We start from the raw sequence: 15,265 nt of genomic DNA on the forward strand, positions 1-15,265 counted from the left end.
TTCAATCGAGTCCGCAGAAACCACCGTTGCAGCAGGAACCGGCGGACGGACAGGCCGCCGGGGCGCGTCCGCTGCCAAGGCTGTGGCTGGAAATCACGTTCCCGCCGGTCGCCAGTCGATGCACCGGCGCATCAGCCGGCGTGTCGCCGGCATCGATCCCGGCACGGGCGCAGAGATCGCCCCAGTTGGTCAGGCTCTCGCTCATGCGGTGCGAGACCTCGATCACGCGGTCATTGGTCTCGCAGCGATAATCGTAAGTGGGCATGGTCGTTTTCCTCCGGTATTTCCACAAATGTCGCGTCACTGGAATTATATCCTGAGAAGGGTCAATTCTTTGTTCCAGGCTCGCGAGGCGCTACGCATCCTGGTCGATGAGCTGAGGACGCGCAAGCGCCTTCTGCCGAACCATCACCGACCTGACGGAACACCTGACAAGAAGGCGCGGGGGCACATTGCGCCGATTCAAGCACTCAGGTCCAAACCGCGCCAGTCCTCCTGCGTTCTCGATTCAACGGCCCTCAGTCGCTTGCATCTCCTGATATGCGCGGCACCGGCTCTCAATTCGCTCCAGGCGATTTTCCAGGGCGTCCATGCGCTGGGTGATGGTCTCAGGTTCATGCTGAGGGGATTCCGCCTCCAGGATGTGGAGTGCAAGCACAGCCCTTTGAATGACGCTGGCAATGGATTCACCAGGAAGGGCGAGCGCGCGAATCTGGGTCAGGGTCTCGGTCGTCAGATGAATGCCTTGATGCGGGAGTGACATAGCGGTCTCTCTGAAATTTCGCAAGGGATTTGGGGTGAGCGAAGAGCGGTATCCTGATTCTGTCGGCGGCGGCAACAGCATCAAAAATCTTGAGCGACAGCGGACAGACTGCTTCGGGAGCCGGTACAGGGCGACGATGACACGCACTGAAGCGGTCAGGAACTTGTCCGGCGGGCTCGGGTCACATTGAACGAGCGAACCGGGGTCGTCACTCTCCCCCTGGATGACGACCTCAGATCCCGGCCAGCCGGGAAAGCCTTCCCCCGACGCCTCCACCCCTGGGTCTCGGGGGTTCTTTATTTTAGCGCCGCCCCATGCGCAGATCGATCAGCGGCGATGAGCGATTGAGCGCGCTTCGCCACCTGCCCCAGCCGTGTCCTGCGTCAATTCCACTGAAACAGCACCCACTGCGGCACTGCCGTATTACGCGACGAGCGTTCCTGCGCATCGATGATGCCGTCGCCATTGAGATCATAGAGATAATAAGGCGGTCCGATCTGGGGCTGCACCCGCACCATATAAAGCATGCCACGCACCCGGTATTCGTAGATCACGTTGCCGCCGGACTCGGTGATGTTGATATCGGGCTCCACCGGCTCGCCGGTCACCGGCGAGGGCTCGACCGTCGGCGCCTGGAGAAACCCGCCGCCCTCGGTGGCCGGTGGTTCGTCCTGGGCACGCAGGGTTCCGCAGGCGAGCATCAGAATCAGACTGGGTAGGATTCGACTGAGCACAAGGCCATCCTTTAGGTGACGAAAGACAGATCAAATGGTATTACGAACGCCGCCGGATTGCTCGCTCGCATCGACCAGTCGTCGATTCTGCCAAGGCCGACTCAATCCCCAAACATCACATACCGCACCGGGCGCGGTTTAAGGGCAGACAGCATGACCGGACTCAATCCCCGACAACTCGACGCCGTGCGTTACACCGCCGGGCCGCTGCTGGTACTGGCCGGCGCGGGGTCGGGCAAGACGCGCGTCATCACCCAGAAGATCGCGCATCTGATCGGCCATGTCGGCATCCAGCCCCGTCATATCCGCGCCGTCACCTTCACCAACAAGGCCGCACGCGAGATGCGCGAGCGGGTCAGCCAGCAGTTCAAAGGGGTCAACACCCGTGGTCTGACCATTTCGACCTTTCATACCCTGGGGCTCGACATCCTGCGCCGTCATCCCGAGCGCAGCGGACTCAGGGCGGGTTTTTCGCTGCTCGATGCGCAGGATGCCGAATCGCTGATCAAGGAGCATCTGCGCGGTATCCGCAATGCCAGCGCCTTCAGCCCGCCCGCCGTGCAGCACCGCATCTCGCGCTGGAAGAACGAACTCATCGCCCCGGAACAGGCCATGAGTCAGGCCGAGGACGAGTTCGAGTCGCAACTGGCCGATCTCTATGCCGGCTACGAGCGCAGTCTGCGCGCCTATAACGCGGTGGACTTCGACGATCTCATCCTGAAACCGGCGCATCTGCTTGGCACGCAACCCGATCTGCTGGAAAGCTGGCGGGGCCGCATCCGGTATCTGCTGGTCGATGAATATCAGGACACCAACAGCGCCCAGTATGAGCTGGTGCGTCATCTCACCGGCCCGCGCGGGGCCTTTACCGTGGTCGGCGACGACGATCAGTCCATCTATGCCTGGCGCGGCGCGCGACCAGAGAATCTGGCCCGGCTCAAGGCAGACTACCCGACCCTTGAGGTCATCATGCTGGAGCAGAACTATCGCTCCAGCGCGCGCATCCTGGCGCTGGCCAATACACTCATCGCCAACAATCCGCATGTCTTCGAGAAACGGCTGTGGAGCGATCTCGGCCCCGGCGAGCGACCGCGCGTGCTGACCTGCAAGGACGAGGCGCACGAGGCCGAGCGCGTCGCCTCAGAGATCCTGCATCTGAAGTTCGCCGAAGACGTGGCGTTCGGCGACATCGCCATCCTCTATCGCGGCAACCATCAGGCACGACCTTTCGAGCAGGCGCTGCGCGAGCACAACATTCCCTATTTCCTGAGCGGCGGCACCTCCTTCTTCGCCCGCGCCGAGATCAAGGACATCATGGCCTATCTGCGTCTGCTGGCGAATCCGGCGGACGACGTCGCCTTTCTGCGCATCGTCAATACCCCGCGCCGCGAGATCGGCCCGACCACACTCGAACAGCTCGCCGGCCATGCCCGCGAGCGCGACATCAGCCTGCTTGCCGCCTGCGCCGAACCGGGCCTGGACGCCGAACTGACCGCGCGTCAGCGCGACCGGCTCGGCGCCTTCGCCCGGCTGATCGCCGACCACGGCCAGCGCACGGCCAGCGATCCGGTCAGCGCCGTCAGCGCCCTGATCGAGGCCATCGACTACCCCGCCTGGCTGCGCGAGAACGCCTCCAGTCAGGCGGTGGCGGATCGACGCTACGAGAACGTCACCGATCTCCTGGACTGGATCGGCAGACTGCGCAAAGGCGATTTTCAGGACAAAACGCTCGCCGACCTGGTCGGCCATCTCACGCTCATGGACGTGCTGGACCGTCAGGACGAGACCGAGGCCGGCGACCACGTCCAGCTCATGACCCTGCACGCCGCCAAGGGTCTGGAGTTCCCGCAGGTCTTTCTGGTCGGCATGGAAGAAGAACTGCTGCCGCATCGGGTCAGCATCGAGGACGACAGCATCGAGGAAGAGCGCCGGCTGGCCTACGTCGGCATCACCCGCGCGCGTCAGGCGCTGACCTTCACCCTGACCCGCCGTCGCAAACGCTATGGCGAATGGGTCCGCAGCGAACCGAGCCGTTTTCTTGGCGAACTCCCCAAGGATCAACTGAACCGGGATGGCGAAGGCGCAGACGCAGACACCCCGGAAAGCCGCAAAGAACGCGCACGGAGTCATCTGGACCGGATGAAGGACATGCTCCAGAGCGGCTGATCCGCCGTCTGGCGCAAAAATCGACAAGTCCTTTGACGAATGCGCCACCAGAGGCCATAATCCGCCCTCTTCACGCGCCCGTAGCTCAGATGGATAGAGTACAGCCCTCCGAAGGCTGGGGTCACAGGTTCGAATCCTGTCGGGCGCGCCAAATTCAATGCCTGCCCCCCATCAAATCGCTCTGCTTTAGAGCGCCCGCTTTGCGCCACGCACCAACCCGGTCGCGCTGCTTCAAGCCCTTCCCAAGTTTCAAGATGGCAATGCGCTGCTCGGCACCTCTGGTCACCAGCGCGTCTGGCTAACTGTGCCGAACGCGCCGCCCCACTCGTACCAAAGTAAGCGGCTGAGAACTCGCCGGATCCTAGAGCCGGCTGCTTGAGGGCACAGGCATCACGACGGATGATCGATCTCAGCGTCTATCTGGGGCTCTTCGCGGCAGCCTTCGCCGCCGCCTCGCTGCTGCCCGCGCAGTCCGAAGCGCTCCTGGTCGCGCTCCTGCTCGCCAAGGCCCAGCCCGTCTGGATGCTGCTGACGGTCGCCAGCCTCGGCAATGTACTGGGTTCGGTGCTCAACTGGCTGATCGGTCGCTCGCTGGAGCGCTATCGTGACCGCCGCTGGTTTCCGGTCCACTCCGCCCGGCTGGCACAGGCGCGGCGCGTCTATGCGCGGGCAGGGTACTGGTCGTTGCTGTTGAGTTGGCTGCCGATCATCGGCGATCCGCTGACCCTGATTGCCGGGGTACTGCGCGAGCCGCTGTGGCGCTTTGTGCTGCTGGTCACCCTGGCAAAAACCGGACGCTATCTGGCGCTCGCCGCCCTGACGCTGGGGGCGCTGAAGTGAGCGACACCAGCCAACTCAGACGGCGACCCTTATCGGGCTCGATTCAGGCCCGCGCCACGCGCAGCTCATCATTGACCGCCTCGATCTGCTCGTTGAGCGTCCAGTAATCGTAGAGATAGCCGACCAGGAACAGGCCACCGGTCAGCATCCAGATCAGGCCTGTGATCCATTTGCCCAGATAGAAGCGATGGACGCCGAACAGTCCCAGAAAGGTCAGCAGAATCCAGGTCAGGTTGTAGTCCTTGACACCCGGACCAAAGCGTCGATCCGCCCGGCGATTCATCCCCGGAATCAGCAGCAGATCGATCAGCCAGCCGACCAGAAGCAGGCCCAGGGTCAGGAACCAGAGCGTGCCGGTGACCGGCTTGTCGTAGTAGAACCGATGCGCGCCCATGAACCCGAAGATCCACAGCAGATAACCCATCAGGATCGAGTGGCTGGACTCATCCTGATCGCGTCGTGGGCCATTCATCGCGCGCGCCGGGCGGCATGTCCCGCTCGCGCACCAGGGACGCTGAACGACCCCTGTTCCCTCACCATCACGCCTTCACCACTTTGAGCGACGCCACTGGTTCCGCTGATTCCTGAGGCGGCGTCTGCTCGCGCTCCATCGGCTTGCCCTTGAGGATCTGCTCGACCTCACGGGCATTGCGCGCCAGATAGATCGTCAGGTTCTCCAGATCCGTTTCAGGCAGGTTGGGCAAGACCTGATCGGCGCGGAGAAGCTGCGCCAGACGCTCGGCGTTCTCCAGGATCCGGTCATAGGCATCGGCGGCCTTCTTATCGGCAGTGCGCAAGCGTTCCACTCCCCGGCTGTCTTTCACGATATATTCGATCTCGATCATGGTGCTGGCCCCGTTCCGGGCTTCGGTTGTCTGGAACGGGGAGTATAGCCATCTTACGGCTGCCCGCGACTCATCCATCACACTCTCCAATCCGACTCACACGAGGAATCCATGTCCATCCTGCTGCACATCGATTCCGGTGTTCAGGGCCAGGGTCACGGGGGCGACGCCCTGACCCAGGCCAGGCCATGCGCTGGACCCGGATCAACATGACTGACCTCTTTGCCAAAGTCCCTGCCCCACCGCTGGCCGAAGCCCTCAGACCCAGGGTTCTGGAGGATGTGATCGGGCAGTCCCACCTGCTGGGTGAAGGCAAGCCCTTGCGACTCGCTTTCCAGTCCGGTCAGGCGCACTCCATGATTCTGTGGGGACCGCCGGGGGTTGGCAAAACGACCCTGGCCAGACTCACGGCCCAGGCGTTCGGCAGTGAGTTCATTGCGCTGTCGGCGGTCTTTGCAGGCGTCAAAGACATCCGGGCGGCGATTGAACAGGCCGAACTGAACCTGTCGCAAGGCCAACGCACGATCCTGTTCGTCGATGAAATTCATCGCTTCAACAAGTCCCAGCAGGATGCGCTCCTGCCCTATGCCGAATCCGGGCTGGTGACCTTCATCGGCGCCACCACGGAGAATCCGTCGTTTGAAGTGAACGCGGCCCTGCTGTCCCGCGCTCAGGTCTATGTCTTGCAGTCACTCACCGACGATGAATTGCGGCAACTGCTGGCGAGGGCGAGGGATCAGGCATTGAGTCATCTTCAGTTCGATGACGCAGCGGTTGACACCCTCGTCGGCTATGCCGACGGCGATGCCAGACGCTGTCTGAATCTGCTTGAGCAGTGCAGCACCGCCGCCGGAGCGGCTGGTGTGACCCGGATTGACGCCGACTTCATCCAGAACGCCCTGACCCTCAACGCCCGACGGTTCGATCAGGGCGGCGATTACTTTTATGACCAGATTTCCGCGCTTCACAAGTCAGTCAGGGGCTCCAACCCGGATGCCGCGCTCTACTGGCTGACCCGGATGCTGGACGGCGGGGCGGATCCTCACTATCTGTCCAGGCGCATCCTGCGCATGGCGTGGGAAGACATCGGACTGGCTGATCCCCGAGCCATGCAGATCGCCAACGAGGCGGCGCTGACCTATGAACGGCTGGGCTCGCCAGAGGGCGAGCTGGCCCTTGGACAAGCCGTCATTTACCTGGCGATCGCGGCCAAAAGCAACGCCGGCTACAAGGCTTACAATGCCGCGCGCGCCTTTGTGAAACGGGACAGGAGCCGTGACGTGCCCGTGCATCTGCGCAATGCCCCGACGCGGCTCATGAAGGAACTGGGTCATGGACAGGCCTATCGTTACGCCCATGACGAACCTCATGCCTATGCCGCCGGTGAAACCTATCTTCCCGACGGCATGCCTGAGCCGCACTGGTATCAACCGGCGCCACGCGGTCTGGAGATCAAGATCGCGGAGAAAATGGCGTTTCTAAAACAGCTTGATGAGGACGCGGAAAAGAGGACGTAGCGGACGGTTCAGGTTCGGTTGATTCGATTTCAGGCCGGGACGTGACGCAACCGTCCCGTCAGACGCAGGCCATCGCGCATGTTCAGACCAAGCAGCGTGATGTTGACGGCGCCAGCGACCAGTTCGAGCGCCTGCACGGCGTAAAAGACGGCATCAAGCTCGCCTGCCTGGGCCTTGAAGGCCAAAAACAGGGCCGCCGGCATCAGGATCAGCAGGCCATTCATGGCGACGACCGGCATGCGCCGACGCTTGGCATCGACCAGACGGCCACCGCGCTGTCCGGCGAGCACGAATCCCGAGCCGCCGGTCGCCATCAGCGCGGGAATCAGCAGCAGGAAGCCCCAGGGGATCAGGCTCTTGACGAGCACAACGGTTGTCGGCGGGCCGAAGACCTCGGACACCAGGGTCGTGCCCCAGAAGGCCAGGATGATCAGCAACGCCAGCGCACCGGCAAGCGGGTGAAGGGTTTTGGACATGGGACGGCTCCTCTCCAGAAGATTAAACATAGCATGCTATATAGCATTGCATTCCAAGCTATGCAAGTGTTAGGAAGAGACGTGGAATTCATCACAGACCAATCGGCGGGCTATCTTGTCAATCACCTGGCAAGACTCTTTGCCCGCCAGCTTCAGGACCGGATCAAGCCGCTTGGCCTGACAACCGGAACCTTCCCTGCCCTGCTGGTGCTCTGGGAGGGCGACGGCCTGACCCAGCGCGAGCTGATCGACCGCCTGGACATCGAGCAGCCGACCCTGGCCAACACCCTGGCGCGCATGGAGCGCGACGGGCTGGTAATCCGCAAAAAAGACGCAGTGGATGCCAGGGCGCAGCGCATCTGGCTGACCGATCAGGCCCGCGCCCTGCGCGCCCCGGCCATCGCGGCGGCCATGCAGGTCAACAGCGAGGCGCTGGCCGGACTGACGGAGGCCGAACGCGACCAGTTCCTCGCGTTGATGCGCCGGATCATTGCCGGAATGCAGAAGGATGCGCTGGACGAAGTGGAGGACCGACAGGAGACAGGATGAGCGGGGCGCCACCACCTGCCCCATCTTCTCCGCGCTGTTCGGTGTCTGCGTCCATCAGTCGCGGGCAGGCAATACGGGCACCCCAAGCTGCCCGACTATCTGCCGCCGGATACCGCCGAGCGTCTGGCCGGCCAGGGCGTGCAGGATCACTGCCAATCTCGTCAGGGAATCGTCCGCTCCGGCGACCACCAGAGTTGGCCTGTTATTTGCTGAATAAAAACCCTTCTCAGCCTCGCATACGCCACCGCCCATGAATGACACCGTCACCCTGGAGTTCGACATCAACGACTTCGTGGAGGAGTTCACGCACTGCTTTACCGGCGAGTGCCGGGTGAACGTCCTGCCTGTCCTGCACCGGATCGGTTTTGTCAGCACGCAGAGCGCCGATCTCTCCGCCCTGCTCGCCATCATCCTGGAGGTCATGCAGCAGCCACTGAGAATGCAGCGGGGCATGCTGATGCTCTATGACCGGCACTCCGACACCATCTTCATCCACGAGAGCTTTGGCCTGACCGATGAGGAAAAGGGGCGCGGCATCTACGCCCCCGGCGAGGGGATCACGGGCAAGGTGGTGGAGAGCGGCAAGGCGATCGTCGTCGCGCGTCTGCACGAGAACAGCGATTTTCTCGACCGGACCCAGGCGCACGCCGACCGTGGCCGCGCCAATGCCTCCTTCATCTGCGTGCCCATCGTCCGCGCCCAGAAGGTTCTGGGGACCATCTGCGCCGAGCGCGTCTACATGAGCCGGCGGCTGCTGGAACAGGATGTCAAGCTGCTGGCGACCATCGCCGCCATGATCGCCCCGGTGGTCGATCTGTATCTGATCGAGAACATCGACAAGGTCCGGCTGGAGAACGAGAACCGCCGGCTCAAGAGCGCCCTCAAACGCCGTTTCAAGCCCTCCAACATCATCGGCAATTCCAAACCGATGCAGCAGGTCTACGAGCACATCCGCAAGGTCGCCGGGGCACGGGCGACGGTGCTGATCCTGGGCGAAAGCGGGGTCGGCAAGGAGCTGGTCGCCAGCGCCATTCATTACAACAGCCCTTACGCCGAGGGGCCGTTCGTCAAGTCCAACTGTGCCGCCTTCCCCGACAACCTGATCGAGAGCGAGCTCTTCGGTCATGAGCGGGGATCCTTCACCGGCGCGGTGGCGACCCACAAGGGCTGTTTCGAGCAGGCCGACGGCGGCACCATCTTTCTCGACGAGGTCGGCGAACTGAGTCTGGCCAACCAGGCCAAGCTGCTGCGGGTGCTACAGGAACGCACCTTCAAACGGATCGGCGGGGTCAAGCCAATCAAGGTGGATCTGCGCATCATCACCGCCACCAACCGCAATCTGGCGGCGATGGTCGAAGAAGGCACCTTCCGCGAAGATCTCTACTACCGGCTCAACGTCTTCTGCATCACCATCCCCCCGTTACGCGAGCGCGGCAGCGACGTCATCACCCTGGCCGACCATTTCGTCACCCGCTACGCCGCCGAGAACGGCAAGAGCGTCAAGCGCATCTCGACCCCCGCGCTCAACATGCTGATGAGCTATCACTGGCCGGGCAACGTGCGCGAACTGGAGAACGTCATCGAGAGCGCGGTCATCCTCTCCGAAGACGGCGTCATCCACAGCTACGACCTGCCGCCTTCGCTCCAGACCTCGCACGAGAGCGGCACCGTCAACGGGTTTTCGCTGGAGGACAAGCTGCGCGCGGTCGAATACGAGATGATCGCCGAGGCGCTCAAGAACAACGGCGGCAGGGTCGGCGAGGCCGCTGAAGAACTCGGGCTCACCCGCCGCATGCTGGGCATCCGCATGCAGAAGCACCACATCAGCTACAAACCATTCCGCAGCACGTCACCGCTCGACTGATCCCTCCTTCCCGCCCGATCACCCGGTCATTCCTGGCCGGCATCTCCCATCTCCAGCCGCCAAAACCCGAAAGGGACTTCCCGACAGTATCCCGACTCGCCGGGCAGTCAGGGCGCCCCGCGCCCCTCCTGATGGGGCACGACCTCTTTCCCAAGCCAGAGAGCCGTGCTTCGAAAATTGACGCCTGACGAACAATTTGTCAGCGAATTCGACCGGAACGGTCAATTCCCGAAAACCAGGGTCAGAGGCCGTGAATGACGAATTGCTCATTCAGGAACAGGATGCCGCGAATGAACATTTCAGCCGACTCTGCCGTTCTGTCAAAAAGCATATTCGCCAGATCAACTCATTTCATTTCAAACACTTCCGGGATCCGGACGCATCAATCCTCCTTTCTTCCGCACGCCAGTCCATTTATGGCACACCGCTTGCGAATAGCCTGTTGCCGGACTGCTCTCACAATCCGGACGAATCTTCACTCGACAATGAAGCATTCATTTTCAATCAAATGTCAGCATTCACTCCCTCTCCTGACAGGAGAGGGAGTGAACGGCACAATCAAATCGGAAATCGACATCATGACACGTAAAGTCGCCATCTATGGCAAAGGCGGTATCGGAAAATCGACCACCACGCAGAATACGGCTGCGGCATTGGCTCATTTCCACGGGCAGAAGGTCTTCATTCACGGCTGCGATCCCAAGGCGGATTCAACGCGCCTGATTCTGGGCGGCAAGCCGCAGCAAACGCTCATGGACGTGCTGCGCGACAAGGGCGCGGAGAAGATCACCAACGACCAAGTCATCAAGGCCGGGTTCAAGGACATCCGCTGCGTCGAGTCCGGTGGTCCGGAGCCGGGCGTCGGCTGTGCCGGACGCGGCGTCATCACCGCCATTGATCTCATGGAAGCGCGCGGCGCCTATACCGAGGATCTGGATTTCGTCTTTTTCGACGTGCTCGGCGACGTGGTCTGCGGCGGGTTCGCCATGCCGATCCGCGACGGCAAGGCGCAGGAGGTCTACATCGTCGCCTCGGGCGAGATGATGGCCATCTATGCCGCCAACAACATCTGCAAGGGTCTCGTCAAATATGCCAAGCAGAGCGGCGTGCGCTTGGGCGGCATCATCTGCAACAGCCGCAAGGTCGATGGCGAGAAGGAATTCCTGGAGGAATTCACCGCTGCCATCGGCACCAAGATGATCCATTTCGTACCACGCGACAATATCGTACAGAAGGCCGAGTTCAATAAGAAAACGGTTACCGAATTCAATCCGGAAGAAAACCAGGCATTCGAATACAGTGAACTCGGGCGCAAGATCATCGAGAACAAGGATCTGGTGATTCCCAATCCGCTCACCATGGATCAGCTCGAAGAGATGGTCGTGAAATACGGGCTCATGGATTAACAGGCGAGATACAGGAGTCAATGCAATGAAGATGATTCGCGCAATCGTCCGTCCGGACGCCGCCGACGCTGTCAGCGAGGCACTGGCCGAAGCGGGCTTTTTTTCGATGACTCAGGTTCACGCCTTCGGACGCGGCAAGCAGAAGGGGATCTCGCTCGGCAGCATCCGTTATGACGAGCTGCCCAAGACCATGATCCTGATGGTGGCCGAAGACGAGGACGTCGAGGAGATCGTCAAGATCGTCAACTACAAGGCGTACACCGGCAACTTCGGCGACGGCAAGGTCTTCGTCTCACCGGTCGAGGCGGCCTTTACGGTGCGCACCGGCCAACCCGGACTCTGAGCCCGGAGGATCCCATGAAAGAGATCATCGCCATCATCCGCCCCAAGAAGATGGGAGCCACCAAGGCGGCGCTCGAAGAGCTGGGCTTCCCCTGCTTCACCGCATTTGCGGTCATCGGGCGCGGCAAGCAGCGCGGCATCGCCAGCGAGGTCGCCTGCGAACTGCCGGCCGAGGTGCAGGGCCAGGGCCGTTCCAGGGGTATGAAGTACATCCCCAAGCGCATGCTGAACATCGTCGTCGGCGACGCGGACGTCGAGCCGGTGGTGCACGCCATCATGACGGTCAACCGCACCCAGCAGATCGGCGACGGGCGCATCTTCATCTGTCCGATCGACGACGCCGTGCGGGTCCGCACCAGGGAATCCGGCGAGCACGCCATCCTTTAACCGCCATTCGGAGCGCCCATTCGGAGCACCAGCCATGCCTTATCATGAATTTGAATGCAGTACCTGCATTCCCGAGCGCAAGAAGCACGCCGTCGTCAAAGGGCCGGGCGAGACCCTGGCCGACGCCCTGCCGCTTGGCTATCTCAACACCATTCCGGGGACCATCTCCGAGCGCGGCTGCGCCTACTGCGGTGCCAAGCATGTGATCGGTACGCCGATGAAGGATGTGATCCACATCAGTCACGGCCCGGTCGGCTGCACCTACGACACCTGGCAGACCAAGCGCTACATCAGCGACAACGACAACTTCCAGCTCAAGTACACCTTCGCCACCGATGTCAAGGAAAAGCATATCGTCTTCGGTGCCGAGAAGCTGCTGAAGCAGAACATCATCGAGGCGTTCAAGGCGCATCCGACCATCAAGCGGATGACCATCTACCAGACCTGCGCCACGGCCTTGATCGGTGACGACATCGACGCCATCGCCCAGGAGGTCATGGAAGAGCTGCCGGATGTCGACATCTTCGTCTGCAACTCGCCCGGCTTCGCGGGTCCCAGTCAGTCCGGCGGTCACCACAAGATCAACATCGCCTGGATCAAGAACAAGGTCGGCACGGTCGAGCCCGAGATCACCAGCGACTACGTCATCAACTATGTTGGCGAGTACAACATCCAGGGCGACCAGGAGGTCATGCAGGACTTCTTCAAGCGGATGGGGATCCAGATCCTCTCCACCTTCACCGGCAACGGTTCCTACGACGACCTGCGCGCCATGCACAAGGCGCATCTGAATGTCCTGGAGTGCGCCCGTTCGGCGGAGTACATCTGCAACGAACTGCGCGTGAAGTACGGCATCCCGCGTCTGGACATCGACGGCTTCGGTTTCGAGCCGCTGGGCAACTCGCTGCGCAAGGTCGGTCTCTTCTTCGGCATCGAGGATCGTGCCCAGGCGATCATCGACGAGGAAACCGCGCGCTGGAAGCCCGAGCTCGACTGGTACAAGGCCCGCCTCATGCACAAGAAGGTCTGCCTCTGGCCGGGCGGCTCCAAGCTCTGGCACTGGGCCAACGTCATCCACGAGGAAATGGGCGTGGACGTGGTCTCGGTCTACACCAAGTTCGGCCATCAGGGCGACATGGAGAAGGGCATCGCCCGCTGCGAACAGGGAGCGCTCGCCATCGACGATCCCAATGAACTTGAAAGCGTGGAGGCCATGTACAAGCTCAAGCCGGACATCATCTTCACCGGCAAGCGTCCCGGCGAGGTGGCGAAGAAGATCCGCGTGCCCTATCTGAACGCCCACGCCTATCACAACGGCCCCTGGAAGGGCTACGAAGGCTGGGTCCGGTTCGCGCGCGACATCTACAACGGCATCTACTCGCCGATCCACGAACTCTCCAAGCTGGACATCAGCAAGGACGAGATCCCGACCGACAAGGGCTTCGTGACCCAGCGCATGCTCTCCGACGCGAACCTGCCAGACGAGGTCCGCAACGATCCCAATCTGCGCCAGTACACCGGCAAGTACGACATGCTGGCCGCGCTGCGCGGCAAGACCTACCCGGCTTTCGAGCAGCACACGCCAAAGGAGGCGGCGGCATGAGCGAAGTGAAGACCGAGCGCATCGAGCAGATGATCGATTACATCATGAAGAAATGCCTCTGGCAGTTCCAGTCCCGTGCCTGGGACCGACGCGACCAGAACCTGGGCGTGCTGAGCAAGACCACACAGATCCTGTGCGGCGAGCACGTCGAGCTGGAGACCCCGGCCGACCGCTGCTACTGGGTCGATGCGGTCTGCCTGGCTGAGGCCTATCGCGAGCGCCTGCCCTGGCTGGCCGCACTGAGCGTGCCCGAGATCAAGGACCTGATGCAGGGGCTGCACGAGCGGCTCGACTTTCTGACCATCGACGGCTCGCTCAACGAAGAGTTGACCGACCAGATGTATTGACCGGGGATCGAACACCATGCATTGCGAACTCAAAGAGAAAGACCGGATCGGGACCATCAACCCGATCTTCACCTGCCAGCCAGCGGGCGCCCAGTACGCCAGCATCGGCATCAAGGAGTGCATCGGCATCGTCCACGGCGGCCAGGGCTGCGTCATGTTCGTACGGCTGCTGATCTCGCAGCACCTGAAGGAGAGCTTCGAAATCGCCTCCTCCTCGGTGCATGAGGATGGCGCCGTGTTCGGCGCACTTGACCGCGTCGAGCAGGCAGTGGACGTGCTCCTGATGCGCTATCCGCACGTCAAGGTGGTACCCATCATCAGCACCTGCTCGACCGAGGTCATCGGCGACGACATCGACGGCGTGGTGCGCAAGCTCAACGAGGAGCTGCTGCCCGAGAAGTACCCGGGACGCGAGGTCCATCTGATCCCGATCCACACCCCGAGCTTCGTCGGCAGCATGGTCACCGGCTACGACGTGGCGGTGCGCGACTTCGTCAAGTACTTCGCCGAGAAGGGCGAGCCCAACGGCAAGCTCAATCTGATCACCGGCTGGGTCAACCCGGGCGACGTCAAGGCGCTCAAGCACCTGCTGGCCGAGATGGACATCCAGGCCAACGTGCTGTTCGAGATCGAGAGCTTCGATTCGCCGCTGATGCCCGATGGCAACTTCGTGTCACACGGCAGTACCACGATCGAGGATCTCAAGCGCACCGGCAGCGCCAGCGCCACACTCGCGCTCAACCGCTACGAGGGCGGTCAGGCGGCCAAGTATCTGGAGAACGAGTTCGGTCAGCCCACCATCGTCGGCCCGACGCCGATCGGCATCCGCAACACGGATACCTTCCTGGCGAATCTGAAGAAACTCACCGGCAAGCCGATCCCGCACTCGCTGGTGGTCGAGCGCGGCATCGCCATCGATGCCCTGACCGACCTCACGCACATGTTCCTGGCCGACAAGCGGGTCGCCATCTACGGCAACCCGGATCTGGTGATCGGGCTCGCCGAGTTCTGTCTGGACCTGGAGATGAAACCGGTCCTGCTGCTGCTCGGCGACGACAACGCCAACTACGGCGACGATCCGCGCATCCAGGCGATGCAGCAGAACGTCGATTACCCGATGGAGATCATCACCAACGCCGACCTCTGGGATCTGGAAGACCGGGTCAAGAACCAGGGGCTGGAGCTGGACCTCATCCTCGGGCATTCGAAGGGACGCTTCGCAGCGATGGAATGCAACGTACCGATGGTGCGGGTCGGGTTTCCGACCTACGACCGGGCCGGTCTCTACCGCTACCCGGTGGTCGGCTACGAGGGCGCGACCTGGCTCGCCGAGCAGATGGCCAACACCCTCTTCACCGACATGGAATACAAGAAGAACAAGGAGTGGGTGCTCAACGTCTGGTAAGCCGCGCGCGATTCCACACCA

18 protein-coding genes and 1 tRNA gene are annotated in these 15,265 nt (G+C 62.0%); 13 read left to right on the forward strand and 6 right to left on the reverse strand.

What is annotated here, in order from left to right; genetic code table 11:
- Position 1 precedes the first annotated feature (1 nt).
- The 3 genes from EDC35_RS01600 to EDC35_RS01610 form a co-directional block, all read right to left on the reverse strand.
- Positions 2 to 265, reverse strand: a complete 264-nt coding sequence (locus EDC35_RS01600) for an FmdB family zinc ribbon protein (protein WP_132975085.1) — start codon at positions 263 to 265, stop codon at positions 2 to 4.
- Between the two features lie 243 nt (positions 266 to 508).
- Complete coding sequence (locus EDC35_RS01605) at positions 509 to 763, reverse strand: hypothetical protein (RefSeq protein WP_132975086.1); 255 nt, start codon at positions 761 to 763, stop codon at positions 509 to 511.
- 383 nt (positions 764 to 1,146) lie between these two features.
- Complete coding sequence (locus tag EDC35_RS01610; RefSeq protein ID WP_243651362.1) at positions 1,147 to 1,497, reverse strand: DUF2782 domain-containing protein; 351 nt, start codon at positions 1,495 to 1,497, stop codon at positions 1,147 to 1,149.
- Between the two features lie 153 nt (positions 1,498 to 1,650).
- Between EDC35_RS01610 and EDC35_RS01615 the strand changes: the two genes are divergently transcribed.
- The 3 genes from EDC35_RS01615 to EDC35_RS01625 all read left to right on the forward strand — a co-directional run bounded on the left by EDC35_RS01615 (position 1,651) and on the right by EDC35_RS01625 (position 4,503).
- A complete protein-coding gene (locus EDC35_RS01615; protein ID WP_132975087.1) occupies positions 1,651 to 3,663 on the forward strand; it encodes a UvrD-helicase domain-containing protein in 2,013 nt (670 codons plus the stop codon).
- 74 nt (positions 3,664 to 3,737) lie between these two features.
- Positions 3,738 to 3,814, forward strand: a tRNA-Arg gene (locus EDC35_RS01620).
- A gap of 248 nt (positions 3,815 to 4,062) precedes the next feature.
- Entirely contained in the window at positions 4,063 to 4,503 is a 441-nt protein-coding gene (locus EDC35_RS01625) for a YqaA family protein (RefSeq protein ID WP_132975088.1), read from the forward strand.
- Between the two features lie 43 nt (positions 4,504 to 4,546).
- Here the strand turns inward: EDC35_RS01625 and EDC35_RS01630 are convergent, their stop codons facing one another.
- Entirely contained in the window at positions 4,547 to 4,975 is a 429-nt protein-coding gene (locus tag EDC35_RS01630; RefSeq protein WP_132975089.1) for an NINE protein, read from the reverse strand.
- A gap of 67 nt (positions 4,976 to 5,042) precedes the next feature.
- Positions 5,043 to 5,348 carry a YebG family protein gene (locus EDC35_RS01635; protein ID WP_132975090.1) on the reverse strand — a complete coding sequence of 102 codons (306 nt, stop codon included), beginning with the start codon at positions 5,346 to 5,348 and terminating at the stop codon, positions 5,043 to 5,045.
- A 209-nt stretch (positions 5,349 to 5,557) separates the two neighbouring features.
- Here EDC35_RS01635 and EDC35_RS01640 point away from each other — a divergent pair, with 209 nt between their 5' ends.
- Positions 5,558 to 6,865 (forward strand): replication-associated recombination protein A, encoded by a 1,308-nt coding sequence (locus tag EDC35_RS01640; RefSeq protein ID WP_132975091.1) that lies wholly within the window; start codon positions 5,558 to 5,560, stop codon positions 6,863 to 6,865.
- A gap of 29 nt (positions 6,866 to 6,894) precedes the next feature.
- Here EDC35_RS01640 and EDC35_RS01645 read toward each other — a convergent pair whose 3' ends face one another.
- Positions 6,895 to 7,341 carry a hypothetical protein gene (locus tag EDC35_RS01645; protein WP_132975092.1) on the reverse strand — a complete coding sequence of 149 codons (447 nt, stop codon included), beginning with the start codon at positions 7,339 to 7,341 and terminating at the stop codon, positions 6,895 to 6,897.
- Between the two features lie 81 nt (positions 7,342 to 7,422).
- On the opposite strand from EDC35_RS01645, the gene EDC35_RS01650 reads away from it, so the two are divergent.
- The 9 genes from EDC35_RS01650 (at position 7,423) to anfK (ending at position 15,244) form a co-directional block, all read left to right on the forward strand.
- The gene (locus EDC35_RS01650; protein ID WP_132975093.1) at positions 7,423 to 7,890 is read left to right on the forward strand and encodes a MarR family winged helix-turn-helix transcriptional regulator; all 468 of its coding nucleotides are present in this window, start codon (positions 7,423 to 7,425) and stop codon (positions 7,888 to 7,890) included.
- Positions 7,891 to 8,140: 250 nt separating this feature from the next.
- Complete coding sequence (locus tag EDC35_RS01655; protein ID WP_132975094.1) at positions 8,141 to 9,754, forward strand: sigma 54-interacting transcriptional regulator; 1,614 nt, start codon at positions 8,141 to 8,143, stop codon at positions 9,752 to 9,754.
- Between the two features lie 250 nt (positions 9,755 to 10,004).
- On the forward strand, positions 10,005 to 10,343 hold the full coding sequence (locus EDC35_RS01660) for a hypothetical protein (RefSeq protein ID WP_132975095.1): 339 nt from the start codon (positions 10,005 to 10,007) through the stop codon (positions 10,341 to 10,343).
- Positions 10,333 to 11,160 (forward strand): nitrogenase iron protein, encoded by an 828-nt coding sequence (gene nifH / locus EDC35_RS01665; RefSeq protein ID WP_132975096.1) that lies wholly within the window; start codon positions 10,333 to 10,335, stop codon positions 11,158 to 11,160. Before EDC35_RS01660 ends, nifH begins: the two co-directional genes overlap by 11 nt.
- Positions 11,161 to 11,185: 25 nt before the next feature.
- The gene (locus EDC35_RS01670; protein ID WP_132975097.1) at positions 11,186 to 11,503 is read left to right on the forward strand and encodes a P-II family nitrogen regulator; all 318 of its coding nucleotides are present in this window, start codon (positions 11,186 to 11,188) and stop codon (positions 11,501 to 11,503) included.
- A 14-nt stretch (positions 11,504 to 11,517) separates the two neighbouring features.
- On the forward strand, positions 11,518 to 11,889 hold the full coding sequence (locus EDC35_RS01675; RefSeq protein ID WP_132975098.1) for a P-II family nitrogen regulator: 372 nt from the start codon (positions 11,518 to 11,520) through the stop codon (positions 11,887 to 11,889).
- 34 nt (positions 11,890 to 11,923) lie between these two features.
- Positions 11,924 to 13,492: a nitrogenase iron-iron protein, alpha chain gene (gene anfD, locus EDC35_RS01680; protein WP_132975099.1), complete on the forward strand. Its 1,569-nt coding sequence runs from the start codon at positions 11,924 to 11,926 to the stop codon at positions 13,490 to 13,492.
- Positions 13,489 to 13,839: a Fe-only nitrogenase subunit delta gene (gene anfG, locus EDC35_RS01685; protein ID WP_132975100.1), complete on the forward strand. Its 351-nt coding sequence runs from the start codon at positions 13,489 to 13,491 to the stop codon at positions 13,837 to 13,839. Before anfD ends, anfG begins: the two co-directional genes overlap by 4 nt.
- A gap of 16 nt (positions 13,840 to 13,855) precedes the next feature.
- Complete coding sequence (gene anfK / locus EDC35_RS01690) at positions 13,856 to 15,244, forward strand: Fe-only nitrogenase subunit beta (RefSeq protein ID WP_132975101.1); 1,389 nt, start codon at positions 13,856 to 13,858, stop codon at positions 15,242 to 15,244.
- Positions 15,245 to 15,265: the final 21 nt, after the last annotated feature.

Source organism: Thiobaca trueperi (assembly GCF_004342175.1).
Classification (GTDB): Bacteria; Pseudomonadota; Gammaproteobacteria; order Chromatiales; family Chromatiaceae; genus Thiobaca; species Thiobaca trueperi.